The following is a 26,317-nucleotide window of genomic DNA, read 5'->3' as shown; positions in this document are numbered from 1 at the left end:
GACATCCCTCTCCCCCGGCCGCCTTGGTCACGACCGACGGGGCGAGAGTCTATGACCCCCGCCCCGCCCGATTCACCGCATTGCCACAAACCACCCGCTTCGCCCCCACCCGGGCACCGGGCGGCGGCCCCGACAGCCACCCGAACAGCCCACGCCGGCCCGGCCCGCGTTCGAGGCCACCCGGCCGGCGGCCGAACCCCGCGCTCAGCGCCCGTCCGTGCCCGCGACCCAGGACAACAACTGCCGCGTGGCCTCCGCACCGCCGGACGGCAGATCCGCCGTGTACACCCACGGCAGCCCGATCCACGGGTCCATGATGTGGTCCTCCGGAATCGCGGTGAGCCGCAACAACGAGCGCCACAACGGATCCAGCAACGGCCCGAACGACTCGGCGTCCCCGCGCGAGCCCACCACGATCACGTGCACCCCGACCCTGGGGCCCTCCTCGACGATGTGCCGCAACTGCGCCGCACTGCGATCGTCGAAGCCGAACGGGAAGTCGTGCACGAGCACCAACTGTCGGGCCAGATCCAAATCGTCCGGCAGCGCGTCCACCGCGTCGTTGGCCACCGCCATCCGCACCAGCTCGATCCGGTCCAGGATCCGCCCCAGCAACGCGGACACGTCGGCCGCGTCGGTGGCCACCGGCCCCACCAGCAGCCCGGACGAGGCCAGCGGCTGCAACGGCGCGGCAGCCGTACCCTTGCCCGCCGGGTCGACCACGTGCACCTTGAACTCGCCCACCGGGAACGCCGCGAACATCCGCGCGGTCAACGACACCGCGAGCTCGTCCGCCCGCTCCGCGCCATTGCCCCGCTCGCCCTCCAGGCCACTGGCACCGGTGTCGATCCACAACCCGCGATCCATCGGCAGCCGCAACACCATCGGCACCCGCAACTCCGGCCGCTCCGGCAGATGCAGATCGCCGAGCCGAATCGCCGGCGCCCCGTCCTCCGGCGCCTGCCACCCGGCCCACGACGTGCTGTCCCAACGCGCCATCACCGGCGGCAGGTTCGGCTCCAACTGCTCGACCTCGCCGACCAACTGCGCGGTGTCCCGATCGAGCACGGCCTTGGCCTGCTCGGCCAACGCCCGGTGCCGGTCGCGCGCGGTGTCCTGCGCGGCGAGCCCCGCGGGCGAGAAGCGCGCGGCGGGGTCGCTCAGGACCCCCTCCAGCTCCTTGTCCAACCGACCGTCGGCGTACTCGATCGCCGACCGGTAGGCGGCGGCCGATCGCGCCGCGTCCTCGAACACGCCCCAGACCTGCTCGTACAGCTTCTCCACCTCGCGCCGCGCCGCCCGCTGCGCGGCCTCGCGCTCGACGTCCGGCGGGGCCGCGGCCCACGCCATGCCGCCGTTTTGATCCACCCGCGGCGCGGTGCCCGGCTCGCGCGGCTCGGTGGGCGCGTTCGCGGCGCTGAACGGCGCGGCGGCCGGTCCGCCGAGCGCGGTGCGCGCCCGGTCCACCACCCGCGCCCGGTTCTGCACGCCGACGTCCTTGAGCAGCGCCTCCAGGCCGGCCTCGTAGCCCTGCCCCACGGCGCGCACCTTCCACGCACCCTGGCGTCGATACAGCTCCACGGTCTGCAACGCGCGCTCGCTGCCCAGATCGGTGATCCGGAACGTGGCCAGGTCCTCCCCGGCCGCCCGCACGGTCACCACCGGCGCCGCGACCACGCCGAACCGGTCCACCCCGCCGCCCTCCAGCGAGGCGCCGACCAGCACCCGCTCGATCTCGGCGGGCAGCCGGTCCAGCTCGAAGGTCGCACCGGCCTGACGGATGGTCGCCCCGACGGTGTCGCCACCGCCGCGCTGGATCACGTCGTCGTCGTCGCGGACCCGATCGTCGGCCCCCACCAGGGTCACCACCAGCTCGACCGGGCATTGTGCCGCGATCTCGACCTCCACCCGGGTGTCGGGCAGTGCCAGGTTCTGACCCCGTACCAGTTCGGTGCTCACGTGCGTTCGTCCCCTCCCCGCCCCGCCGGGACGGACCCCGCGCGAGCGGGCCGGGAGGCGTACTCCGCCCGTCCCGGCCCGCCCACCATGTTTGGTTGTGCGTCCTACAGGTGCGCCATCAGAGCCGGGAGCAGGTCACGCAGGGTCTGACCGTGCGCGGGCTCGCCGATCGCGGCCATCTTCCAGCCGGTGCCGTGCCGGTAGAGCTTGGCCATGATCTGGCCGGTGTAGTTGCCACCGCCGGAGAGCGTGTAGCGCGCCAGCTCGGTGTTCGTGGTCTCGTCCACGATCCGGCAGAACGCGTTCTCGATCTCCTGGAAGGTCTGCCCCTGGAAGGAGCTGACCGTGAAGATGATCTGGTCCACGTGCACCGGCACGCGGGACAGGTCCACGAGGATCGACTCGTCGTCGCCGTCACCGTGCCCGGTCAGGTTGTCGCCGGTGTGGCGAACGGACCCGTCCTTGCTGGTGAGCTGGCCGAAGTAGCAGACGTCGACCGGCTGGTTCTCCGCGAAGAGCACGCACGACGCGTCGAGGTCGACCTCCTTCTCCCGGCTGCCGAACAGGCCGCGGCGCTTGATGGCGTCCCAGCCCAGGCCCATCCGGACCATGGTCAGCTCGCCACCACCCGGCTTGTCGAGTGAAATCCTCTGGCCCTTGGACATGTTGACGGCCACTGGCGACGTCTCCCCTCACAGATTTGGTCACGCGGCTCGCGAACGCCGTCCCCGGGTCGGGGCGGGCCCACACGGCCGCAGAGTAGTCCTCGGGAGTCGCCGGTGTCCCGGCGAGCCCCCTCGGTGACATTCAGGATCACGAACCTACCGGTCAAGACGTACGGGCTTCGCAGGCCGTTCCCCGATGCCCGTGATCCGTCCCGGCCGCGGGTCAGGCGATGCCCGCCGCCTTCATCCCGCGCAGCTCCTTCTTCAGCTCCCCGACCTCGTCGCGCAACCGCGCGGCCAGTTCGAATTGCAGTTCGGAAGCCGCGGCGTGCATCTGCTCGGTCATCACCCGGATCATGTCCGCGAGATCGGCCGCGGGCAGATTGTCCGTCGCCGCCTTCTTGCCCAACGAGGGCACCGGCGCCTTCTGCCGACCCTTGTTGCCGGCCAACAGATCGGCGGTGTCCGCGTCCTCGCGCGAGATCGAGTCGAGAATGTCCACGATCTTCTTGCGCAGCGGCTGCGGGTCGATGCCGCGCTCGGTGTTGTACGCGATCTGCTTGGCGCGTCGGCGGTTGGTCTCGTCGATCGCCTTGGCCATCGACGGGGTGATCTTGTCCGCGTACATGTGCACCTGGCCGGACACGTTGCGCGCCGCCCGACCGATGGTCTGGATCAACGATGTGCCCGAGCGCAGGAAGCCCTCCTTGTCCGCGTCCAGGATGGACACGAGCGAGACCTCGGGCAGGTCCAGGCCCTCGCGCAGCAGGTTGATGCCGACCAGCACGTCGTACTCGCCCAGCCGCAGCTCGCGCAGCAGCTCGACCCGGCGCAGCGTGTCGATGTCGCTGTGCAGGTAGCGCACCCGCACCCCCTGCTCCAGGAAGTAGTCCGTGAGGTCCTCGGACATCTTCTTGGTCAGCGTGGTGACCAGGACCCGCTCGTCCTTCTCGGCCCGGGTGCGGATCTCGTGCAGCAGGTCGTCGATCTGGCCCTCGGTCGGCTTGACCACGACCTCGGGGTCGATCAGGCCGGTCGGGCGGATGATCTGCTCGACCACCGCGTCCGCCTTGGCCAGCTCGTACTTGCCGGGGGTCGCGGACAGGTACACCGTCTGCCCGACGCGCTCCAGGAACTCCTCCCACTTGAGCGGGCGGTTGTCCATCGCGGAGGGCAGCCGGAAGCCGTGCTCGACCAGGGTGCGCTTGCGCGACGCGTCACCCTCGTACATCGCGCCGATCTGCGGCACCGTCACGTGCGACTCGTCCAGCACCAGCAGGAAGTCCTCGGGGAAGTAGTCGAGGAGCGTGTTCGGCGCGGTGCCCGCCTCGCGGCCGTCCATGTGCCGCGAGTAGTTCTCGATGCCGGAGCAGGTGCCGATCTGGCGGAGCATCTCGATGTCGTACGTGGTCCGCATCCGCAGCCGCTGGGACTCCAGCACCTTGCCCTGCTTGTCCATCCGGGCGAGCGTCTCCTCCAGCTCCCGCTCGATCCCGGCGACCGCGCGCTCCATCCGCTCGGGGCCGGCCACGTAGTGCGTGGCGGGGAAGACATAGAGCTCGTCGTCCTCGCTGACCACCTCGCCGGTGAGCGGGTGCAGCGTCATCAGCGACTCGATCTCGTCGCCGAACATCTCGATCCGCACGGCCAGCTCTTCGTAGACCGGGAAGATCTCGATCGTGTCCCCACGCACCCGGAAGGTGCCGCGGGTGAACGCGACGTCGTTGCGGGTGTACTGGTTGCCGACGAAGCGGCGCAGCAGCGCGTCCCGCTCGATCTCCTCGCCGACCCGCAGCCGAACCATCCGGTCCACGTATTCCTGCGGGGTGCCCAGGCCGTAGATGCAGGACACGGACGCGACCACGACCACGTCCCGGCGGGTCAGCAGCGAGTTGGTGGTCGAGTGCCGCAGCCGCTCGACCTCCTCGTTGATCGAGGAGTCCTTCTCGATGTAGGTGTCCGTGGTCGGGACGTACGCCTCGGGCTGGTAGTAGTCGTAGTACGAGACGAAGTACTCGACGGCGTTGTTGGGCAACAGCTCACGAAATTCGTTGGCGAGCTGCGCCGCGAGGGTCTTGTTGGGCGCCATGACCAGAGTCGGCCGCTGGAGCCGCTCGATCATCCACGCGGTCGTCGCCGACTTGCCGGTGCCGGTCGCGCCGAGCAACACCACGTTCTTGTCGCCCGCGTCGACCCGCTGTTCCAGAAGATCGATCGCCTGCGGCTGGTCACCGGACGGCCGATAGGGACTGACGACCTCGAAGGGCGCCACTTTGCGTTCGAGATCGGTAATGGGTCGCACGGGATACACGTTACGGGTCCGCACCGACAAGCGTCGTGAACCGAGCAACGCCTTGCAGCCGCGAGGCCCGATCACGCCGCTCCGCAGCCGCTCAGGCCCCCGTCAGCCGCTCCCACAACGCGCGCACCTGCGGCTCCAGCGCCGTCAGCGGCCCGTCGTTGTCGATCACCACGTCCGCGACGGCCAACCGCTGCTCGCGCGAAGCCTGCGCGGCCATCCGGGCCCGAGCGTCGGCCTCCGGCATGCCCCGCAGCCGAACCAGCCGGTCGAGCTGCGTCTGGGGAGCGGCGTCCACCACCACCACCAGGTCGTACAGCTTCGCCAGGTCGTTCTCCGCCAACAGCGGCACGTCGTTGATCAGCACCGCGTCCTCCCCGGCGGCGGCCGTCAGCTCCGCCGCGCGCGCGCCGACCAGCGGGTGCACGATCGCGTTCAGCGCGGCCAGCCGATCCGGCGAGCCGAAGACGATCCGGCCCAGCCCCGGGCGATCCAGCGAGCCGTCCGGCAGCAACACCGATTCGCCGAACTCGGCCACCACCGCGGCCAGCCCCGGCGTGCCCGGTGCCACCACCTCGCGCGCGATCCGGTCCGAGTCGATCACCACCGCGCCCAGTTCGGCGAGCCGGCGCGCCACCTCGCTCTTGCCGGCTCCGATGCCGCCGGTGAGCCCGACGTTGCCCCTGCTGCCCATGTGGCGCCCCTCGTACGTCTTTCGGGTGGACCAAGACCGGGCCACGGTAGGCCAGGCGACCCCAGGGTAGAAGGGCGCCGGCCCGCAATACGCGCGAGCCCGCCCCGAGGACGGGACGGGCTCGCGTGCACAGGCCGCGGGTCAGATGTTCAGCTTGCGGAAGATCGGCCGCGGCACGTGCCGCAGCGCGGACATCACGAAGCGGAACTGGCCCGGCACCCAGACCACGGACGACTTGCGGCGCAGGCCCTTGACGATCGCCTCGGCGACCGCCTCGGGCGTGGTGGCCAGCGGCGCGTCCGGCAGACCCTCGGTCATCTTGGTCCTGACGAAGCCCGGCCGCACCACCATCACGTGCACGCCGGTGCCGTGCAGCTTGTCGCCCAGGCCCTGGGCGAACGCGTCCAGGCCGGCCTTGGTCGAGCCGTAGATGAAGTTCGACTTGCGGGCCCGCTCGCCGGCCACAGAGGAGATCACCGCGAGCGCGCCGTGGCCCTGCCGGGACAGCGCGTTGGCCGCCGCCAGCCCGGCCGAGACGCCGCCCACGTAGTTGACCTGCGCGACGCGCGCGGCGGCGGCCGGGGACTTCGCGTCCGCCTCCTGGTCGCCCAGCACACCGAAGGCGAGCAGCACGACGTCGATGTCGCCGGCGGCGAAGACCTCGTCGATGGTCTTCTCGTGGTCGTCGGTCTCGGCCGCGTCGAAGCCGACCACCTCGACGCTCGCGCCGAGGCCGCGCAGTTCCTCGGCGGCCGTGTCCAGCGCGGCGGAGGGGCGACCGGCGAGCACGACCCGCCGGACCCGCTCGGCGACCATCGCGCGAGCCGTGGTCAGCGCGATCTCGGAGGTGCCGCCGAGAACGAGCAGGGACTGCGGTGCGCCCAGGGCGTCTTTCACGGTGTGTCCTTCACAAAACGTGGTTCACGAGACGACGGAAGAAGGGGTGGGTCAGATCCCGAGTCGGCGGGCCTGGTCGGAGACGAAGATCCCGTCCGGGTCGACCTTGGCCCGCACCTCGCGAAAGCGCTCCAGCCGCGGGTACATCCGGGCCAGGTCGGCCGGGTCCATCCGCGAGTCCTTGGCGAGGTAGAACCGGCCCTCGTTGGTCAGCACGATCTCGTCGAGCTGCTTGAGCAGCCGCGCCAGCCCGGGCGTGTTGGTCGGGAAGTCGAGCGTCAGCGTCCACCCCGGCTTGGGGAAGGACAGGAAGCCCTCGTTGCCGGGACCGAACCGCTTGAGCACCGTGAGCGAGGAGGGCGCGCCGTGCGCGCTGATCGTCTCGACCGCCTTGACCAGGCCGTCCTCGCGCCCGAACGGCACCACGAACTGGTACTGGAGGAAGCCGGTCCGCCCGTAGACCCGGTTCCATTCCTGGACCAGGTCCAGCGGGTGGAAGAACCCGGTGATCGACTGCAGTTGGCCGACCTTGTGCTTGGGCGCCTTGCGGTACCACAGCTCGTTGAACATGCCCATGGTGAGCTTGTTCGGCAGCCGCCCCGGGACCAGGTCCGGGACGGTCAGCAGCGAGCCGGTGCGAAAACGCAGCGGGTCCCGGCGCTTCTTCACGGGCAGGTCGTCGAGCGCGGCGAACTCGCCGCAGGTGAGCACGCAGCGGCCCAGGTTGGCGCCCTTGGCCAGGCAGTCCAGCCAGGCGACGGTGTACGTGTACTTCTCGTCCGTCTCGGCCATCAGCGCCATGGCCTCGTCGAGGTTCTTCGTGCGGTCGGTGTCCACCGACGCGAGCGAGGTCTCGATGGGCGTCATCCGGATGGTCGCGGACAGGATCAGGCCGGTCAGGCCCATGCCGCCGGCGGTGGCCCAGAACAACTCCGGGTCGCCCTCGGGGGTGATCGTGCGCTCGGTGCCGTCGGCCATCAACATGTCGATGGACAGGACGTGGTTGCAGAAGCTGCCGTCCGCGTGGTGGTTCTTGCCGTGTACGTCGGCACCGATCGCGCCGCCCACGGTGACCTGCCGGGTGCCCGGGGTGACCGGCACGAAGAAGCCGAACGGGACGAACAGTTCGATCAGCCGGTCCAGGCTCACCCCGGCCTCGCAGGTGACCAGGCCGCGTTCGAGGTCCACCGCGAGGATCCGGTCCAGGCCGGTCATGTCCAGCACGGTGCCGCCGGCGTTCTGCGCGGGATCGCCGTACGAGCGGCCCAGGCCGCGGGCGATCACCCCGCGCGAGGTGCGTTGCCCCAACGCGGTCGCGACCTGGTCGCGGTCGGTGGGGCGCACGACGTCGGCGAAGGTGGGGGTGGTGCGTCCCCAACCGTTCAGGCTGACCCGCCGCGCGGTTGGTCGTACGTCGGCCGACGGGCCGTCAGACATGGAAAACCCCCAGAACAAAGGTGAGAAGCCAGGCGAAGCCAAGGCCGACGAGGACCTTGTCCTTGAGAAGAACGTCCTCGGGGGACCCGGCGGTTCCGGCGTCCACGTAGACGGCGTAGCGCAGGAACGCGAAACCGAACGGAACCAGCGACAACTGGTGCCAGGCGAGCGTCGAATCGCCCTCGGGAATCTGGAACGCCCACAGCGAGTAGGTGAGCAGCGTCACCGACACCGCCATCTGCCACACGAAACGCAGGTAGGTGATCGAGTAGTTGGCCAGCGAGGCACGCGTCTTGGCGGCCTCCTCGCCCATCAGGACCATCTCCGAGTAGCGCTTGCCGGCCACCATGAACAGCGAACCGAAGCCCGCGGTCAGCAGGAACCAACGCGACAGCGGCAGTTCGGAGGCGGTACCGCCGGCCATCGCCCGGAACAGGAAGCCGGAGGCGACCATGGCCAGGTCGAGCACCACGACGTGCTTGAAGGAGAAGCAGTACGCGACGTTGAGCACCACGTACAGCGCCAGCACCAGCGCGGTCCCGGGGTTGCACAGCAACACCCCGAGCACGACGGCGGTGATGCCCAGGATCGGCCCCAGCACCCACGCGAGCTTGACCGGCACCGCGCCCGAGGCGATCGGGCGGTTGCGCTTGGTCGGGTGCTCGCGGTCGGCCTCGACGTCGAACGCGTCGTTGATGTAGTAGATCGCCGAGGCGGCCAGGCAGAACAGTACGAACATGATCGCGCTGTGCCCGAGGACGTAGCCCTCGTCCAGCCGTCCGGCCGCCAGGGGCGCGGCGAACACGAGCACGTTCTTGACCCACTGCTTGGGCCGGGCCAACTTCAGCAGACCGCCCGCGAGACCCCCGTGCGCCGGGCGCGCAGGCGCCTCGACGGGGGTGGTGCCGGCCGCGGTCGGAACCAGGGCCTCACTCGACTCGAGCGGAGATTCGACTTCGGATGTACTCAAGACCTCAGAACCCCTTCGGACGCTGTGCCCGACGAGCCCAGGCGCGGCCCAGGCCGCCGGCCGCGAGACCCATGGTCGCGCCGGCGGCCACGTCGGACGGATAGTGGACGCCCACGACGAGCCGCGAGAAACACGTCGCAGCGGCGGCCGTACCCGTGACGGCGGTGGGCAGGAGGCCGTGGAACGCCACGGCGGCGGCGGCGGAGGACACCGAGTGCGAGGACGGGAAGCTGTGCCGACCGGCGGTCCGCACCGTCGGCTCCAGGCCCGGTATGGCCGGCCGCGGTCGGCGCACCACACGCTTGACCACCATGCTGGCCACGTGTGCGCCGGCGACGGTGGCGGTGGCGCGCAGCCACTCCGGCCGACGGCCGCGGTCCACTGCCGCGCCGACCAGTCCGGCGGCGAGCCAGACCCCGGCGTGCTCCCCGGCGAAGGACAGCGCCTTGCTCGTGCGCTGGACGACCGGATGTCCGGTACGCCCGCGCACGCCGCGGTACAGGGCGACGTCGGAAGCGCCGACCGTCTTGACTACCTGCCCGGTGGCGAACGCTCCACCAAAGGCCATCGAGATCCTCATTCCTACCGCACGTCGAATGGGCGCCCTGCCCCGAAGTCCGGGGGCCTACGTGCTCCGGCGGTCGTCCCGACCGCCACACGGGCCACTTCCATACAAGCCCGGCGCATGGCACCAGTGAGTCAGGGTACGCGAACCGAGCACGGGCTCTTCGCCGAGCCGGCCCGGCGACCACCGGGGCGGGCCCGCGCCGGCCACGCCCCCGCGATACCTCGTCGTTCCTGGTCAGACGCTGTCAAACGGGTGACGGCGCCGGTGCGAGGCGGCGACCTTTCGTGACGGAACTGTGGCAGACCCGCAGCCTGCGCGATGCCGGGCCGATGCACAAGCGCGTCCTGGGACGGGAGTTCGCCCTTCGGCGGGGTCGGGTCAGCGCAGCGGCACGGGCGAGAAGCCGCCCGCCACCAGGCGCACCGGAGCGCCGCTTCCGTCGGCCGGGACGGACCACACATCGGTGGCCGCGCCCGCCCCGGTCGGCAGTGCGTAGCCCACCGTGCGCTCGTCCAGCCAGATCGCCTGGTCGTCCACACCCCGGGTCTCCGCGAGCGGTGTCTCGCGCATGCTCGCCAGGTCGAGCACGTACAGTCGCCACGGATTGCGGGTGCTCTGCGAGACCTTCTTCTTGAACACCAGGCGGGTGCCGTCCGGGGACAACGACGGGCACTCGACGTTCTCCCGCAGCACCGTCATGGTGCGGGCCCGCAGGTCGCCGCGCACCAGGTAGGTGCGGCCGGAGGTGTTGGTGGACAGCGTGGCGTAGAACGTGTTGTCGTCCGCGGTGAAGGTGACGCCCCAGAAGTTGCGGTCCGGCGACCTGAGTTCCTTGCCGTCCCGAGTGGTGGTGAAGTCCTCCAGGTTGGCGACCAGTTCGCCGGTGCGCGTGTCCAGGATCGAGGTACGGGTCGAGAAGGTCGTCGAGGCGTAGGAGTCCCCGTAGACGAACACCGTCCACGAGGCCATCCGGCCCGACGCCGACACGCGCGCCCGGTTGGGCGTGCCCGCGAGTTCGACCCGGCGCACCTGGCGCAGGTCGGCGTCCAGCACCAGCGCCACGCCGGTGCGGGTGAGGCCGCCCTCGGTGGCCAGGCACACCGCGGTGCCGCCGGCCGCGTAGACCCGGTCGCACGAGCGCTCGCCCACCGTGCGCGGCCCGCCCGGATCGGCCGCCGCGACGGTCGCCAGATGCCCGTACCCCGGGCCCGACTCGGTGCTGCGAAACAGCAGTCGCGGCGCCCCGGCCAGGGTCAGCGGCGGCCCGCCCGGCGCGGTTCCCGAACCGCCGTGCAGCCGCTCGTCCTCACGCTTGACCGCGTACACCGTGTACCCGATCGCGACCCCCGCGAGCAGGATCAGCACCAGGACGAAGATCAGGATCCGGCCCCTGGTCAGTGCCGGTTTCACCGGTGCGTCAACGGACATCGCGCACCCTTCCCCGCACGCGCCCGCCGCCCGCGAGGGCGAGCGCCGAGCCGAGCAAGGCCACCGCGAGCGCGAGGGCCAGCACCCGGATCGCGCCGGCCGGCCCCCAGGCCGTCCACAGCGCGCCGAAGATCATCGAGGACGCGAACCGGCCTGCGGCCTGCCCGGTCTGCACCACCGCGAGCCCGCCCGCCCGGCCCGTCGCCGGCAACCGCGCGCCCACCGCCGCCGCGAGCACCCCGTCGGTGGCCGCGTAGAACACCCCGTGCAGCGCGAGCACCGCGATCAGCAACGCGACCCCGTCGAGCGGACCCCCGAGCAGCAGATACGCCGCGAGCAACACGCCGTGCCCGGCCAGGAACACCCGCCGCCGGCCCACCCGGTCGGCGAGGCGACCCAGCGGCAGCGCGAGCACCAGGTAGACCCCGGCGGTGCCCAGCGGAAGCAGCGGGAACCAGTGCGGCTGGATCGACAGCCGGTGCTGGAGCAGCAGATAGACGAACGCGTCGCTGACGGTGACCAGACCGAGCACGGTCGCCACCACACACAGCCGGCGATAGGACCGATCCCGCAACAGCCCCAGCCCGTCGCGCCACCCGGGCCGATGCTCGACCGGGTCGCGGTGGTCGCGCACGAACAGCACCAGCATCGCGACACCGATCAGCCCCACGCAGAAGCTCACCACGAACACCGCGTCGTAGGCGGTGCCCACCGCGGCCAGGATGGCGAACGCCACCAGCGGGCCGGTGAACGCCCCGACGGTGTCCAGCGCCCGATGCACGCCGAACGCGCGCCCCTGCGCCTGCGGGCCGCTGGACAGCGAGATGAGCGCGTCCCGGGGCGCGGTCCGCAGCCCCTTGCCCGCCCGGTCGGCCGCCAGCACCGCGCCGATGCCCGGCACCGAGGCACCCACCAGCGGCAGTCCGAGCTTGGCCACCGCCGACATCCCGTAGCCGACCGCGGCGACCTGTTTGCGCGCGGCGAACCGGTCGGCGAGGTGCCCGCCGACCAGCCGCAGGAAGACCGTGACCCCGGAGTACAGGCCGTCCAGGAAGCCGAACTGGAGCATGGTCAGGCCGAGTCCGGTGACCAGGTAGACCGGCATCACCGCGGTGACCATCTCGGAGGAGACGTCGGTGACCAGGCTGACCAGGCCGAGCGCGATCACATTGCCGGTGACCACCGCGCCGACCCCGGACCCGGGCGGCCCGATCGCCGCCTCGGTCGCCGCTTCCGGACGTCCGGACGAGACGTACACCCCCGCACACCCCCCAGGCTGCCGTGTGACGGTCCCGACCCTAGCCGCGTTCGCGCCTCGGCACCGGGAAAGCACGAAGGCCCCACCTCCCCGAAGGGAAGTGGGGCCTTCGCCTGCGTCGGTATCGCTACCTACGAATCACGTCGAACACCGTGTTCGGCAGAGTCGACCGAGGTCAGCTCTGGCCGCCCGCCAGCTTCTCGCGGAGCGCGGCGAGCGCCTCGTCGGAGGCCAGGGCGCCACCGGTGGTGTCGGCCTCGACCTCGTCGTCACCGCCCGAGGAGTACGCGCCCGCGGCTTCGCCGGCCACGGCCTCGGCCTCGGCCTCGCGGGCCTTGACGACCTGCTGCTGGTGCGACTCGAAGCGCGTCTGGGCGTCGGCGTACTGCTTCTCCCACTCCTCGCGCTGCTTGTCGAAGCCCTCGAGCCAGTCGTTGGTCTCCGGGTCGAAGCCCTCGGGGTAGATGTAGTTGCCCGAGTCGTCGTACGTCGCGGCCATGCCGTAGAGGGTCGGGTCGAACTCGGCCGTGGCCGGGTCCGCGCCGAACGCCTCGTTGGCCTGCTTCAGCGAGAGGCTGATGCGGCGACGCTCGAGGTCGATGTCGATGACCTTGACGAAGATCTCGTCGCCGACCTGGACGACCTGCTCCGGGATCTCCACGTGGCGCTCGGCCAGCTCGGAGATGTGCACCAGACCCTCGATGCCCTCGTCCACGCGGACGAACGCGCCGAACGGAACGAGCTTGGTGACCTTGCCGGGAACGACCTGGCCGATCTGGTGCGTCCGGGCGAACTGCTGCCACGGGTCTTCCTGGGTCGCCTTCAGCGACAGGGAGACACGCTCGCGGTCCATGTCGACGTCGAGGACCTCGACGGTGACTTCCTGGCCGACCTCGACAACCTCGGACGGGTGGTCGATGTGCTTCCAGGACAGCTCGGAGACGTGCACGAGACCGTCGACGCCGCCGAGGTCCACGAACGCACCGAAGTTGACGATCGAGGACACGACGCCCGTGCGGACCTGACCCTTCTGCAGGGTCGTGAGGAAGGTCTGACGCACCTCGGACTGGGTCTGCTCGAGCCAGGCACGGCGGGACAGGACCACGTTGTTGCGGTTCTTGTCCAGCTCGATGATCTTGGCTTCGAGCTCCTTGCCCACGTACGGCTGGAGATCACGCACGCGACGCATCTCGACCAGCGAGGCCGGGAGGAAGCCGCGGAGGCCGATGTCCAGGATGAGGCCACCCTTGACGACCTCGATGACGGTACCGGTGACGATGCCGTCTTCTTCCTTGATCTTCTCGATGGTGCCCCAAGCGCGCTCGTACTGAGCCCGCTTCTTCGAGAGGATCAGGCGGCCTTCCTTGTCCTCCTTCTGGAGAACCAGGGCCTCGATGTGGTCACCGACAGTGACGACCTCGTGGGGGTCCACGTCGTGCTTGATGGAAAGCTCGCGGGACGGGATGACGCCTTCGGTCTTGTAACCGATGTCGAGCAGGACCTCGTCCCGGTCGACCTTGACGATCACGCCATCCACGATGTCGCCGTCGTTGAAGTACTTGATCGTCTCATCGATCGCTGCGAGGAAGTCTTCCTCGGAGCCGATGTCGTTGACCGCCACCTGCGGGGTGGTGCTGGGCGTGGCCTCGGTGCTGCTCGTCATGTGGGTAAGGGCTCCGGGTACGGACAGAAGTCGTTTTCAAACACGCTTGTGGACCCGGTTTCGCCCCCGACGCCCGCGTCCATGCAAGAGGATGGCGTGGGATCGACAAAGGTGAGCGCGACCTGCTCCGTCTGAGTTCACGCAGGCCCGCGGCGCAACTTGCAGCATACGGGGCCGACCGGGTGCGGTCAACGCGCACGGGATGCATGGGGTCAACCGGGACGCCCCGAAGGGAGTACCCTACGCGCGTCCGTGCCCGCCCGCAGCGACTGGAGCCCTGTGAACCGCCCCACTTCCCCCGACCCGCACGCGTCCCTCGCGGCGCGCTACGTCGATCCGGACGAGCTCGACGACGGCGACGACGCGGTGCGGCGCAAGGTGGGGCTCGTGGAGAGTGTGCGGGCCGGCCGCCAGTGGTGGGACGCCAACGCCGACGAGTATCAGGTCGAGCACGGCGATTTCCTCGGCGACGCGCGATTCACCTGGTGCCCGGAGGGGCTCGACGAGGACCGCGTCAAGCTGCTGGGCCCGGTCGAGGGGCGCGTCGTCCTGGAGGTCGGCGCGGGCGCGGCGCAGTGTTCGCGCCGGTTGCTCGCGCGTGGCGCCCACCCGGTCGCGCTGGACCTGTCGTTGCGCCAACTCCGGCATTCGCGCCGCCTGGACGTCGAGCACGGCACCCGGGTGCCGGTGGTGCAGGCCGACGCGGCGCGGCTGCCGTTCGCCGACGCGAGCTTCGACCTGGCCTTTTCCGCGTACGGCGCGTTGCCGTTCAGCCCGGACGGCGCGGGCATCATGCGCGAGGTGTTCCGGGTGTTGCGGCCGGGCGGGCGCTGGGTCTTCTCGATCACCCACCCGGTGCGCTGGGCCTTCCCCGACGAACCCGGGCCGGAGGGGCTGACGGCGGTCACCTCGTACTTCGACACCACGCCGTACGTGGAGCAGGACCACACCGGTCGGGCGACCTACGTCGAACAACACCGCACGCTGGGCGACCGGGTGCGCGAGGTGGTGGGCGCGGGGTTCCGGCTCGTCGATCTGGTCGAGCCGGAGTGGCCGGAGGAACTGGAGTCGGTGTGGGGAGGCTGGAGCCCGCTGCGCGGGCGGCTGTTGCCGGGGACGGCGATCTTCGTGTGCGAGAAGCACTGATCCTCAGCGGCCGACCTCACCACCCACCGGCGCGGGCTCGGCCCCGTCGGTGGTCGGCCGGCCGGCGGGGGTGGGGGTCGGGCGGTTCCGGCGGTCGGCGACGAATTGCAGGGCCACCGCGATCAGGAAGAGCAGGACGCCCGTGACCAGGAGGGCGAGCGGGATCGTGTCGTGGACGGCGCGCAGGGTCGCGCTGCGGTCCTTGGCGTCGGCGATGAGCTTTTGCGACCACGCGGGGCGGGGGACGAAGGTGCCCTCGAAGACCTTGGTGACCACCGGCTTGGCGTTGGGGTCGTCGGCCGGCGGGGAGCTGCGCAGTTCCTCCTTGCGGGTCTCCTCCAGGTAGACCGGGATGCCGGTGACCGGCTCGACCCACATCCTGCGGAGCACCGTGTACCAGAGCTGGAGGCCGTCCTTCTCCAGGGCGGCCGGGTCCAGGCCGCCGGGAAGCTGCCGGGGCATCGGGATCTTCATCCACGGCACCTCCTGCTCGAAGCGGTAGGTCTGCAACCCGCTGCGCTTCTCGGTGCCCTTGTACACGATCACGTTCGCGCTGTGCGCCTGCGAGTCGTAGTAGTTGTAGTCGCGCTTGCCGGTGAAGAACGGCCACTTGTAGGCGAGTCCGGTGTGCGCGGCGGGGGCGCCGTCGACCGATTCGCCGCAGCAGTTCCTGGGGATCTGGCCGGCCGCCTCGAACGCGTAGCGCTCGGGGAGTTGGGTGACCACCTTGCCGCTGCTGTCCAGGACCGCCAGGTTCAGGTCCCACACGACGGTGCCGTCCTTGGCCGCCTTGGCGTCCGGTCGGATCGTCTGGATCGCGGTGACCTTGGCCTTGCCCGCGCCGCTGCCCTCGGGGGCGCCCAGGAGGGTGGCGTTGTTCGCGTCCAGCACCACGACCCGGTAGGCGTCCTCGCCGGCCAGCGCCTTGGCGACCAGCTTCGGGAAGACGAACTCGCGCAACAGCGGCGCCATGGCGACACAAAAGACCGCGGCGGCCAGCAGGATCAGGCCGGACTTACGACGCATCTGGGTGGAGTGCTCTCTCGACGAGGGGCCGGGTACCGATCCGCCGGGCGGGCCTAGGGCCGGCCGGGCGGCGCGGTGACCTGGAGGGGCTGGTGCACCGGGGCGGGGTCGCCGATGGCACACGCGTTCAGCACGAATGCGGCACCGACGGCCAGGAGTGCCCCGACCACGACCGCTGCGAAGGAACGCATGTGGCGGTCCCACCTTCCTGCTGCTGCCTCGACCGTCGTCGCGACGGTCGACGATGGGGCACGGTAGCAAGAAACGAGAACAGGTTCCCGTTTTTTGCGGAGTGGATTACGACTACCCGACGATGACGACTACCCGATCGGGGCCGATGCCTCGGTCGAGCCCTCCGGGGCGGACGTGCGGCTCGACGCCGACGCGGACATCGAGCCCGACGCGCTCGCCGTACGACTGGTCGTGGGGCTGCTCGCCGGTTTGCTCGTCGCCGGCTTGGAGGTGGTCTGTTTGGGCGTCGGCGTCTGCCTGGACGTCGGCTGCCGGGCGTCCGGGACCGAGCGCGCGCCGGTCGCGTAGTACGTCATCCAGGACATCACGTTGCGCACGTACGCATCGGAATGGTTGTACGACAGGATCGCCGCGTTCAGCCCGGCGCCGGTGGACAGATCCCGGTTGCCCGCGCACAGATAGCGCCCCGCGGTCAGCGTCGCGTCGAAGATGTTCTGCGGGTTGATCTGGCCGTCCCGGTTGCCGTCCATGCCCCAGCCCTTCCAGGTGGAGGGGATGAACTGCATCGGACCCACCGCGCGGTCGAACTCGGTGTCGAAGTCGTAGCGACCACCGTCGGTGTCGGGAATCCGGGCCCACGGGCCGCCGTCCAGCCGCGGGCCCAGGATCGGGGTGACCGCCGTGCCGTCCACGGTCACGTTGCCGCCGTACGCGTGCTCCGACTCGACCCGACCGATGCCCGCGAGCAACGTCCACGGCAACTTGCAGCTCGGGTCCATCCGGGCCAGGTTCGAGGCCGCCTGCTGATAGGCCAACAACACCGTCTGCGGAATGCCACCGGTGCCGGTCGCGGTGGTGCCCCGAGTGCCCGCCGACGTGGTCGGCGTCGCCGACGCGGAGGCCGGCGCGGACGTGGTCGGCGCACCCGGCAACGCGGCCGGCAACACCGGCGGCGGCAACTCGAAGTGGCTGGGCCCGCCGCCGTTCGCCGAAGTGCCGTCGGCCGGCGCCGGATCGGACAATCGCGGCAAATCCGACGTGGGCACTCGATGCGCGGTGACCATGGTGAACGGCGACTGCACCGCCGCACCACATGCCAACACCACCAGGATCGCCGCCGCGCTGCCCAGCCACGGATTCAACACCCGTCTGCGCTTGCCCGGTTCGTCCGGCCCGCCGGATATCGGCGGCGCCTCGGGCTCCGGCTTCGGCGCGGGAGCGGCGGCGGATATCGACTCCGCCACCGCATCGACCGCGACCTCGTCCGGCGTGCCCGGCTTCTGCGGATCGGGCCTCGACTCGGCCTCTTCCACGAAGCTCCCCCCTCTGTACGCAAGTTCGGCTGTTCCCGGGACGGCGTCGTACACCGTGACCGTGCGAACCTATGCCGGCTGCGGCCGGCTCTCCACCCCCACGGCGCGCCGGTTCCCGATCAGTGGCCCGCGTCCTCCCAGTTCGGCCCGAAACCGACCGAGACATCCAGCGGCGCCCGCAGCGGATACGCGCCCGCCATCTCCCGACGCACCAGCGCCTCCAGCCGCTCCCGCTCGCCCGGCGCCACCTCCAGGACCAGTTCGTCGTGCACCTGGAGCAACACCCGCGAGGCCAACTTCTCCTGCCGCACCGCCCGATCCACCGCGAGCATCGCGACCTTGACGATGTCCGCCGCCGAACCCTGGATCGGCGCGTTCAGCGCCATCCGCTCGGCCATCTCACGGCGCTGGCGGTTGTCGCTGGTCAGATCCGGCAGATAGCGCCGACGGCCGAACACCGTCTCGGTGTAGCCGGTCTGCCGGGCCTCCTCGACCACCTTGTGCAGATAGTCGCGCACCCCGCCGAACCGCTCGAAGTAGGTCTCCATCAGACCCCGCGCCTCGCCCGGCTCGATGTCCAACTGCTGGGACAGACCGAACGCGGAGAGCCCGTACGCCAATCCGTACGACATCGCCTTGATCTTGCTGCGCAGCGCGTGATCCACCGCCTCCGGGGCCACCGAGAAGACCTGCGCGGCCATCGTCGAGTGCAGATCCTCACCCGTGGTGAACGCCTCGATCAACGCCGCGTCCTGCGACAGGTGGGCCATGATCCGCAGCTCGATCTGGCTGTAGTCGGCGGTCAGCAGGCCCTCGAAGCCCTCGCCGACCACGAACGCGCGCCGGATCAGCCGGCCCTCCTCGGTCCGGATCGGGATGTTCTGCAGGTTCGGATCCTGCGAGGACAACCGACCCGTGGCCGCCACCGTCTGATTGAACGTGGTGTGGATACGGCCGTCGTCCGCGACCGTCTTGATCAAACCCTCGACCGTGGTGCGCAGTCGGGTCTGATCGCGGTGCCGTAGCAGGATCACCGGGAGTTCGTTCTCGGTCTGGCCCGCCAACCAGGTCAACGCGTCCGCGTCGGTGGTGAAACCGGTCTTGATCTTCTTGGTCTTGGGCAGACCCAGCTCGTTGAACAGGATCTCCTGCAACTGCTTGGGCGACCCCAGGTTGAACTCGTGACCCACCGCCGCGTGCGCCTCGTCGGTGGCCTGCTTCACCGCCGCCGCGAACTGCTCCTGCAGCGACTCCAGATACGGCAGATCCGCCGCGATGCCGACCTGCTCCATCTGCGCGAGCACCGGCAACAGCGGCAACTCCATGTCCTGGAGCAGCTCCAGACCACCCTTGGCGGCCAACTCGACGTCCAGCGCCGCCGCCAGATCCACCACCGCCCGGGCCGCCAGCATCGACGCCGCCCCCGGCTCGGCGTCCTCCTGATCGGACATGTCCAACGCGAGCTGCCCGTCCCCCGCGCCGCTCTGGTCCAACTTCAACTCACGACCCAGGAAACGCTCGACCATCGTCTCCAGAGCGAACGAACGCTGACCCGGCAACACCAGATACGCCCCCAGCGCGGTATCGCTGGTCACCCCCCACAACGCCCAGCCGTGCGCGGCCAACGCCAGGATCGGGCCCTTCGCGTCGTGCACCGCCTTGGGCCGCAGCGGATCCGCCAACCAGGCCGCCAACGCCGCGTCGTCGTCCTGATCCATCACCGTCGGATCCACGAACGCCGCCGCGCCGTCCGCCGCGGCGAACGCCACACCCGTGACCTCGCCCGTCCCGCGCCCCCACGAACCGTCCACCGCCAGCCCGGTGCGCTGCGCACCCGCCGCGTGCTCGGCCAGCCACGCGGCCAGCCCGCCCGGCTCGACCACCGTGGTGTCCAGCTCGAAACCCGGCTCCGCCTCGATCACCTCCGGCACCAGACCCGGATCCACCGCCCACAGGCGATCCCGGAAGTTGGCGTTGCGGAACTCCAGCGTGTCCAGCACCACCTCGATCGCCGCCCGATCGAAGGGCTTGCGCTCCAGATCGGCCGGCGTCACCTCCAGCTCGACCTCGCGCACCAGCTCGGTCAACCGCCGGTTCAGCTTCACGTTGTCCAGGTGGTCGCGCAGATTCTGCCCGGCCTTGCCCTTGACCTCGTCCGCGCGCTCCATCAGCTCGGCGAACGAACCGAACTCGCGAATCCACTTCGCGGCCGTCTTCTCGCCCACCCCCGGGATGCCCGGCAGGTTGTCGCTCGGGTCGCCGCGCAGCGCCGCGAAATCGGGATACTGCGCCGGGGTCAGCCCGTACTTCTCCTCGACCGCGGCCGGGGTGAACCGGTGCAGCTTGCTCACGCCCATCATCGGATACAGCACCGTGACATCGGGGGTGACCAGCTGCAGCGCGTCCCGGTCGCCGGTGAGGATCAACACCTCGTAACCCTCGGCCGCCGCCCGGGTCGCCAGCGTGGCGATCACGTCGTCCGCCTCGAAACCGGACACCCGCATGGTCGGCACGCCCATCGCGGTCAGTTCCTCGACGATCAGCTCGACCTGACCCTTGAACTCCTCCGGGGTCTCCGAGCGATTCGCCTTGTACTCCGGGAACTCCTCGGTGCGAAACGACTGCCGGGACACGTCGAACGCCACACCCAAATGGGTCGGCGCCTCGTCGCGCAACACGTTCACCAGCATCGACGTGAACCCGTAGACCGCCTGGGTCGGCTGGCCCGTCGCGGTACTCATCGACGCTTCCTTGAGCGCATAGAACGCCCGATATGCCAACGAATGCCCGTCGAGGAGCAGAAGTCGCGGCCGGGAACCGGCGGGGACGGAGGTCTGGGGGGTCTGAGTCGCTGCCACGACCGCGATCCTAGGCTGTCAGGCCGACACAACCATGAATCCGGAGGAGCACCCCATGACCGACGAGACCCCACAGCCCAGCCTCGACGAGATCCTGGCGTTCATGAACATCGGCACCCGGGAGAGCCTGGCCGACCGCATGGGGATCGAATTCGTCGAAGCCTCCGCCCAGCGTGTCGTGGCCACCATGCCGGTCAAGGGCAACACCCAGCCCTACGGCCTCCTGCACGGCGGCGCGTCCTGCGTCCTGGCCGAAACCCTCGGCTCGGTCGGCACGGCACTGCACGCCGGCCGGGACGGCATCGCCCTGGGCATCGAGATCAACGCCACCCACCACCGCTCCGCCGAGTCCGGCCTGGTCACCGGCGTCGCAACCCCCGTACACCTGGGCCGCACCCTGGCCACCTACGAGATCGTGATCACCGACGAACACGACAGGCGCGTCTGCACCGCGCGACTGACCTGCATGATCAAACGCGCCTGAACCGCACCGCGCGGCGAAGGGGCCGACCCCCTCCGCCGCGCGGACGACCTACGCGCCCTCGCCGAGATACGCCTCGCGCACCTTCGGATCCGACAACAACTGTTCGGCCGGACCCGACAACACCACCGATCCGGTCTCCAGCGCATAACCGCGATGCGCCAGCCGCAGCGCCTGCGCCGCGTTCTGCTCGACCAGCAACACCGTGGTGCCCTGCTCGTTGATCTCCCGGATGATGTCGAAGATCTGCGCCACGATCAGCGGCGCCAGACCCATCGACGGCTCGTCCAGCAGCAGCAACTTCGGCTGCCCCATCAACGCCCGCCCGATCGCCAACATCTGCTGCTCGCCGCCCGACAGCGTGCCCGCGAGCTGCGTACGCCGCTCGGCCAGCCGCGGGAACAACTCGAACACCCGATCCAACTCGGCCCTGGGCACCGACTTGAACCGGTAGGCGCCCATGTTCAGGTTCTCCGTGACGGTCATCGCCGGGAACACCCGACGACCCTCCGGAGAATGCCCGATACCCAACCCCACCACATGGTGGGCGGGCACCCCGTCGATCCGCTCCCCACGCCAACGCACCTCGCCCTCACGCGGTGTGAGCAGCCCCGAGATGGTGCGCAGCGTCGTCGTCTTGCCCGCGCCGTTGGCGCCGAGCAGAGCCACGATCTCGCCCTCGTTCACCTCGATGTGCACGCCCTTCAACGCCTGGATGGCGCCGTAGAACACGTGCAGATCGTCCAGCTCCAGCATCTTCTTTCGCGGCGGCGTCGCGGTACCCGCGGCCGGCTTGGCCAACCCGACCGCATCCGCGGAATCGGCGGCGCTCATCGCTGCTCCTCCCCGTCCCGCTGCGCGGGGACCGTACCGTCCGAGCCGTCCACGGCCTCGGCCTCCGCGGCGGCGACCATCTCGGCGGCCATCTCGGCCCCCAGATAGGCCGCGACGACCTCGGGGTTGCGCTGCACCTCGGCCGGCGAACCGGACGCGATCACCTTGCCGAAGTTGAGCACCGTGACCCGGTCGGCGACCGACATCACCAGCCGCATGTCGTGCTCGATCAACAACACGCTGATCCCCAGCTCGCGGTTGATCCGCCGGATCAACACCTCCAGATCGAGCTTCTCGGTCGGGTTCGTGCCCGCCGCCGGCTCGTCCAGAAGCAACACCTGCGGATCGGTGGCCAACGCGCGGGCGATCTCCAGGCTCCGCTGCTGACCGTAGGACAACGACGCGGCCAACTCGTTGAGCAACCCGTCCAGACCCACGAAGTGCAACAGCTCCAACGCCCGCCGGTCGCTTTCGCGATCCTCGCGACGCGCGTTCGGCAGACCCAGCATGATCGACACCGGACCGGCCTTCTGCCGGGTCTCCGCCGCGATCTTCACGTTCTCCAGCGCGGTCAACGCGCCGAACAGGCGAATGTTCTGGAACGTCCGGGCCACCCCGAGCCGGTTCACCAGGTGCGGCTTGCGCCCCTTGAGCGAATGCTCGCCACCCGCCCGGTCGCGCAGCACGATGCTGCCTTCCTGCGGGACGTACATCCCGGTCAACGAGTTGAACAGCGAGGTCTTGCCCGCACCGTTGGGGCCGATCACCGCCAGGACCTCGCCCCGGTGCAGATCCAACGCCACGTCGGACAAACCCACCAGGCCGCCGAAACGCAGCGTGACACCGCGCACCCGCATGACCTGATCCTCGGGGTCCACCCGCGGCCGGTCGTCCGCCTTCGTCGTGGTGATGCTCACGTCATCCTCCCGCCGGCCGGCTCCGACATCGCGTCCGCGTCGCCGAGACCCGCCTTGGCCATGCTCAACTCGCGCTTGCGCCGAACCGAGGGAATCAGGCCCTGCGGGCGGTAGATCATCATGATGATCAACAACGCGCCCAGGTACATGAACCGGTCGTTCGGGTTGACCCAGTCCTTCATGTACTGCGGCAACCAGGCCAGGAACGCCGTGCCGATGATCACGCCCCACAGCGAACCCATGCCGCCGAAGATGACGTACGCCACCACCAGCACCGAGAACAGCAGCAGGAAGCTCTCCGGACTGATGAAGCCGGCCTTGCTCGCGTACGCGACACCGGCGATGCCGGACGTGGACGCGCCGATCGCGAACGCCATCAGCTTGAACTTCACCGTCGGCACGCCGGTCGCCGACGCGGCCACCTCGTCCTCGCGGATCGCGGTCCAGGCCCGACCGACCCGGGAGTGCTCCAACCGCAGGAACGCGATGATCAGGACCGTCGCGATGCCGATCAGCAGATACCAGTACGGCTCCGGGGCCAGTTCCCACTTGTAGTCGATCGGCCCGATGTGCACCCGGAAGTTCGAGATGCCCTGGACCCCGCGCGGACCGTTGGTGAACCCGTCCGCGTTCTTGGCGATCAGGTAGATGATCTCGTGGAAGCCCAGCGTCACGATCGCCAGATAGTCACCGCGCAGCCGCAACGTCGGCGCGCCCAGCAACAGTCCGGCCAGCAGACACGTGGCCACCGCGACCGGGATCACCAGGAACGCGTTCAGCTTGAACGGCGGATCCACCGGCATCGCGCCGGTCCAGTACGCCGTGCTGTACGCGCCGATCGCGAAGAACGCGATGAAGCCCAGGTCGAGCAGACCCGCCCAACCGATCACCACGTTCAGGCCGATCGCGAGCAGGACGTAGATCGCCACCTCGTTGACCAACACCTGGTTCCAGAACGTGGACAGCAGGCTCGGCAACAGGATCAGCAGGCCGATCACCACGACCGAAAATCCGATCCGGACCCAGACGATGCGACGCAGATTCGCCGAGGTCTCCCGGGTCTGCGCCACCAATTGCCGGACCGGCCCGGTCACCGGGGTGTGGAAACGCTCCAGCGGACCCACGCTCGCCGCCAGATACCGGTTGTACAGCGGCTTGGTGAACTCCAGGATCGCCCACAGCACCACCGCGCCGATGAGCCACCACACCACGCGCAACGACCCGAGGGTCTTGTCCAGCGAGAAGAACACGTCCTCGCGGCTGCCCTGCGGACCACTCATCACGTCCAGCAACACCGCCGCCGAGACGATGCCCACCAGCCGGCCGACCATCGGCTGCTGATACCAACGCTTGCGCCGCAGGCGGGCCAGCGCCGACCCGCTCGGCGCGACATCTGCTTCCTTCGTCGTCGTCGTGGTCACGCCGACCTCCCCAAGCGCTCGCCCAGGATGCCGGTCGGCCGGAACATCAGCACCAGGACCAGCACCGCGAAGGCACTGACGTACCGCCACGACTCACCGAAGATCGGCGACGAGAAGCTCTCGACGATGCCGAGCAGCATGCCGCCCATCATCGCGCCGCGAATGTTGCCGATCCCGCCGACCACAGCCGCGGCGAACGCGGTGATACCGGGCAGGAAGCCCATCGTGAACGACAACTGCAGATGCAGGCCGAACAGGAACCCGGCGATACCGCCCATGAACCCGCCGATGATGAACGTCCGCGAGATCACCTTGTCGATGTCCACACCCATCAGGCCCGCCGTCTCGGCGTCCTGCGCCACGGCCCGGATACCCGAGCCCAGCTTCGTGCGGTTCACCAGATAGTCCAGGCCGACCATCATCAGCACCGCCGCACAGACGATGAGGAGCTGAAGGATGGTGACCTGGGTGCCGAAGACCGAGAAGACCTTCTTGTTCTCGAACACCGTCGGCAGTGCCCGCGAGTCGCGGCCGAACAACTTCCCCGCCAGGTTCTGCAGGAAGTAGGAGGCCCCGATCGCGCTGATCAGGAACGCAAGACGAGGCGCGTTCCTGCGTCTGAGCGGTCTGTACGCCACTTTTTCGAGCGTAAAGGCCGTGGCCGCCCCGGCGGTACCGGAAACGGCCAGACCGGCCGCGACCAACAACACCGACATGAAGGTCGTCGGATTGCTGCTCGGGTCGATCCAGGTCAAGGCGAGCAGCGACGAATAAGCGCCCACCATGAAGACTTCGCTGTGTGCGAAGTTGATGAGTTGCAGAACGCCATAGACCAGGGTATAGCCGATGGCGATCACCGCGTACAACGCACCGAGCATGATCCCTGGAATAAGGTAATCCAGGATTTCATCAGGTTGCATAAGGAAAGCTTCCTCAAGAAAACCGGACGGGCCCGGGTCTTCCCGAAAACTCCGGGAAGACCCGGGCCCGATCGTCAGGTTGCGCCGCCCCGATTAACGGGTCAGCCGCCCACGAGCTGGTCGATGTCGCCCATGTAGCCGATCTTGCCGCCCTTCACCTGGTAGATGAAGGTCGTCGCGCCGTCGAATTCGCCGTTCGGCTGGAACTTGAACGACTTGGTCAGGCCCTTGTACGAGGCACCCTTGAGCTTGGTGAGCATCGCCTCGCGGGCGATCTTCTCCGTGCCGAAGGACTTCATCTGGTCGATCACCAGGTTGGCGATGTCGAACGACTCCGCCGAGTAGGTGCTCGGGTTCGTGTTGAAGCGCTTCTTGTAGTCCTCGGTGAACTGCTTCGTGGCCGCCTCGACGTTCGCGTCGGAGCACGGGCAGGTCAGGTACCAGTCGTTCGCGGCGTCCCCGGCGAGCGAGACGAACTGCGAGTCGTTGGTGCCGTCACCGGAGAACTTGGGGCCGGTGAAGCCGGCTTCCTTGAGCTTCTTCGCGAACGGCGCGCCGTCCTGGTAGTAGCCCGCGTAGATCATGGCGTCCGCGCCGGAGTTCTTGATCTTCGTGGAGATCGGACCGTAGTCCGGAGTCGCCTTCGGCACGCTGTCCGAGACGACCTGGACACCGGCCTTGGTCAGCTCGTCCTTGGCGACCTTCGACAGGCCCGCGCCGTACTCGGTCTTGTCGTCGACGACGAAGACCTTCTTGGCCTGGAGCTTCTTGGACAGGTACTTCGCCATCCCACTGCCCTGGGCGTTGTCGTTCGGCGTACCCCGCAGGAACGCGGTGAAATTGTTGCCCGCGCTCGTCAGGGAAGGGTTGGTCGCCGACGGGGACACCGTGGCGAGCTTCGCCTTGGCGTAGTTCGGCGACGCGGCCTTGGTCGGGCCGGAGAAGGCAGGGCCGATAACGGCAACAACGTTGCTGTCGTCGATCAGCTTCTGCGCCGCGGACACCGACTTGGTCTCCGATGCCTCGTCGTCCGAGGTCTTGAACTTGAGCGTGAAGGGAAGATCGCCCTTCGCGTTGGCCTGCTCGACGGCGAGCCGAGCGCCGTTCTCTTCGTTGATGCCAAGCTGGGCATTCTCCCCCGACAGCCCTGCTTGGAAACCTATCGTCCAGGTCGGCTTGTTACCGCCGCCGGTGTTGCCGGGAGCGGTGCTGCCACCGTCCTTCTTCTTGTCGCCGTCATCGTCACTGCCGCACGCGGAAAGCACGAGTGCCGCTGCCGCGATGGGCAGCGCGATTTTGATCACGCGTCGCTTGAGCACAGCAAACCCCAACCCCTTGTAGAAAAAGTTCGGAGCCCGCATCGGGGCGCCT

Annotated in this window: 22 protein-coding genes; 2 read left to right on the top strand and 20 right to left on the bottom strand. The window is 69.4% G+C overall.

From position 1 onward, the window contains the following. Positions 1-204 precede the first annotated feature (204 nt). From ACH4U8_RS18550 to rpsA, 11 genes are all read right to left on the bottom strand, one after another. On the bottom strand, positions 205-1,959 hold the full coding sequence (locus ACH4U8_RS18550; RefSeq protein WP_360305198.1) for a TerD family protein: 1,755 nt from the start codon (positions 1,957-1,959) through the stop codon (positions 205-207). A 104-nt stretch (positions 1,960-2,063) separates the two neighbouring features. Beyond that, the gene (locus ACH4U8_RS18545; RefSeq protein ID WP_020553592.1) at positions 2,064-2,636 is read right to left on the bottom strand and encodes a TerD family protein; all 573 of its coding nucleotides are present in this window, start codon (positions 2,634-2,636) and stop codon (positions 2,064-2,066) included. A gap of 211 nt (positions 2,637-2,847) precedes the next feature. Continuing rightward, positions 2,848-4,926: an excinuclease ABC subunit UvrB gene (gene uvrB / locus ACH4U8_RS18540; RefSeq protein ID WP_360305195.1), complete on the bottom strand. Its 2,079-nt coding sequence runs from the start codon at positions 4,924-4,926 to the stop codon at positions 2,848-2,850. A gap of 91 nt (positions 4,927-5,017) precedes the next feature. After that, positions 5,018-5,617 (bottom strand): dephospho-CoA kinase, encoded by a 600-nt coding sequence (gene coaE / locus ACH4U8_RS18535; protein WP_360305193.1) that lies wholly within the window; start codon positions 5,615-5,617, stop codon positions 5,018-5,020. 141 nt (positions 5,618-5,758) lie between these two features. Next, positions 5,759-6,514, bottom strand: coding sequence for a decaprenylphospho-beta-D-erythro-pentofuranosid-2-ulose 2-reductase (locus ACH4U8_RS18530; protein ID WP_360305191.1), 756 nt, complete (start codon positions 6,512-6,514; stop codon positions 5,759-5,761). Between the two features lie 51 nt (positions 6,515-6,565). After that, complete coding sequence (locus ACH4U8_RS18525; protein ID WP_395778794.1) at positions 6,566-7,951, bottom strand: FAD-binding protein; 1,386 nt, start codon at positions 7,949-7,951, stop codon at positions 6,566-6,568. Then, a complete protein-coding gene (locus tag ACH4U8_RS18520) occupies positions 7,944-8,921 on the bottom strand; it encodes a decaprenyl-phosphate phosphoribosyltransferase (protein ID WP_395778792.1) in 978 nt (325 codons plus the stop codon). The genes ACH4U8_RS18525 and ACH4U8_RS18520 overlap by 8 nt, the downstream gene beginning before the upstream one ends. A 4-nt stretch (positions 8,922-8,925) precedes the next feature. Then, a complete protein-coding gene (locus ACH4U8_RS18515; RefSeq protein WP_360305185.1) occupies positions 8,926-9,489 on the bottom strand; it encodes a phosphatase PAP2 family protein in 564 nt (187 codons plus the stop codon). A 378-nt stretch (positions 9,490-9,867) separates the two neighbouring features. Continuing rightward, a complete protein-coding gene (locus ACH4U8_RS18510; protein WP_395778790.1) occupies positions 9,868-10,917 on the bottom strand; it encodes a TolB family protein in 1,050 nt (349 codons plus the stop codon). Next, a complete protein-coding gene (locus ACH4U8_RS18505) occupies positions 10,907-12,175 on the bottom strand; it encodes an MFS transporter (protein WP_395778788.1) in 1,269 nt (422 codons plus the stop codon). Before ACH4U8_RS18505 ends, ACH4U8_RS18510 begins: the two co-directional genes overlap by 11 nt. Positions 12,176-12,350: 175 nt before the next feature. Next, positions 12,351-13,838: a 30S ribosomal protein S1 gene (gene rpsA, locus ACH4U8_RS18500; protein ID WP_360305180.1), complete on the bottom strand. Its 1,488-nt coding sequence runs from the start codon at positions 13,836-13,838 to the stop codon at positions 12,351-12,353. 279 nt (positions 13,839-14,117) lie between these two features. Here rpsA and ACH4U8_RS18495 point away from each other — a divergent pair, with 279 nt between their 5' ends. Continuing rightward, on the top strand, positions 14,118-14,984 hold the full coding sequence (locus tag ACH4U8_RS18495) for a class I SAM-dependent methyltransferase (RefSeq protein ID WP_395778786.1): 867 nt from the start codon (positions 14,118-14,120) through the stop codon (positions 14,982-14,984). Positions 14,985-14,987: 3 nt separating this feature from the next. On the opposite strand, the gene ACH4U8_RS18490 is transcribed toward ACH4U8_RS18495, so the two are convergent. The 4 genes from ACH4U8_RS18490 to polA form a co-directional block, all read right to left on the bottom strand. Further along, positions 14,988-16,010 carry a DUF3068 domain-containing protein gene (locus ACH4U8_RS18490; protein WP_360305178.1) on the bottom strand — a complete coding sequence of 341 codons (1,023 nt, stop codon included), beginning with the start codon at positions 16,008-16,010 and terminating at the stop codon, positions 14,988-14,990. 53 nt (positions 16,011-16,063) lie between these two features. Beyond that, positions 16,064-16,201 carry a hypothetical protein gene (locus ACH4U8_RS18485; protein ID WP_360305176.1) on the bottom strand — a complete coding sequence of 46 codons (138 nt, stop codon included), beginning with the start codon at positions 16,199-16,201 and terminating at the stop codon, positions 16,064-16,066. A gap of 129 nt (positions 16,202-16,330) precedes the next feature. Beyond that, the gene (locus ACH4U8_RS18480) at positions 16,331-17,515 is read right to left on the bottom strand and encodes a lytic transglycosylase domain-containing protein (protein WP_395778784.1); all 1,185 of its coding nucleotides are present in this window, start codon (positions 17,513-17,515) and stop codon (positions 16,331-16,333) included. A 119-nt stretch (positions 17,516-17,634) separates the two neighbouring features. Next, the gene (polA, locus tag ACH4U8_RS18475; RefSeq protein ID WP_395778783.1) at positions 17,635-20,373 is read right to left on the bottom strand and encodes a DNA polymerase I; all 2,739 of its coding nucleotides are present in this window, start codon (positions 20,371-20,373) and stop codon (positions 17,635-17,637) included. A gap of 55 nt (positions 20,374-20,428) precedes the next feature. On the opposite strand from polA, the gene ACH4U8_RS18470 reads away from it, so the two are divergent. After that, a complete protein-coding gene (locus ACH4U8_RS18470; RefSeq protein WP_395778781.1) occupies positions 20,429-20,857 on the top strand; it encodes a PaaI family thioesterase in 429 nt (142 codons plus the stop codon). Between the two features lie 48 nt (positions 20,858-20,905). Here ACH4U8_RS18470 and ACH4U8_RS18465 read toward each other — a convergent pair whose 3' ends face one another. The 5 genes from ACH4U8_RS18465 to ACH4U8_RS18445 all read right to left on the bottom strand — a co-directional run bounded on the left by ACH4U8_RS18465 (position 20,906) and on the right by ACH4U8_RS18445 (position 26,307). Beyond that, a complete protein-coding gene (locus tag ACH4U8_RS18465; protein WP_360305475.1) occupies positions 20,906-21,610 on the bottom strand; it encodes an ABC transporter ATP-binding protein in 705 nt (234 codons plus the stop codon). Positions 21,611-21,684: 74 nt separating this feature from the next. After that, positions 21,685-22,545 (bottom strand): ABC transporter ATP-binding protein, encoded by an 861-nt coding sequence (locus ACH4U8_RS18460; protein ID WP_360305473.1) that lies wholly within the window; start codon positions 22,543-22,545, stop codon positions 21,685-21,687. 56 nt (positions 22,546-22,601) lie between these two features. Then, positions 22,602-24,026, bottom strand: coding sequence for a branched-chain amino acid ABC transporter permease (locus ACH4U8_RS18455; protein WP_360305170.1), 1,425 nt, complete (start codon positions 24,024-24,026; stop codon positions 22,602-22,604). Continuing rightward, positions 24,023-24,946, bottom strand: coding sequence for a branched-chain amino acid ABC transporter permease (locus ACH4U8_RS18450; RefSeq protein WP_360305168.1), 924 nt, complete (start codon positions 24,944-24,946; stop codon positions 24,023-24,025). The genes ACH4U8_RS18455 and ACH4U8_RS18450 overlap by 4 nt, the downstream gene beginning before the upstream one ends. 101 nt (positions 24,947-25,047) lie before the next feature. Further along, positions 25,048-26,307, bottom strand: coding sequence for a branched-chain amino acid ABC transporter substrate-binding protein (locus ACH4U8_RS18445; protein WP_395778779.1), 1,260 nt, complete (start codon positions 26,305-26,307; stop codon positions 25,048-25,050). Positions 26,308-26,317 lie beyond the last annotated feature (10 nt).

Source organism: Embleya sp. NPDC020886, from assembly GCF_044333915.1.
In the GTDB taxonomy this organism is placed as follows: domain Bacteria; phylum Actinomycetota; class Actinomycetes; order Streptomycetales; family Streptomycetaceae; genus Embleya.
Note: the sequence above shows the minus strand (reverse complement) of the source record. Positions and strands in the feature narration are given on the sequence as shown.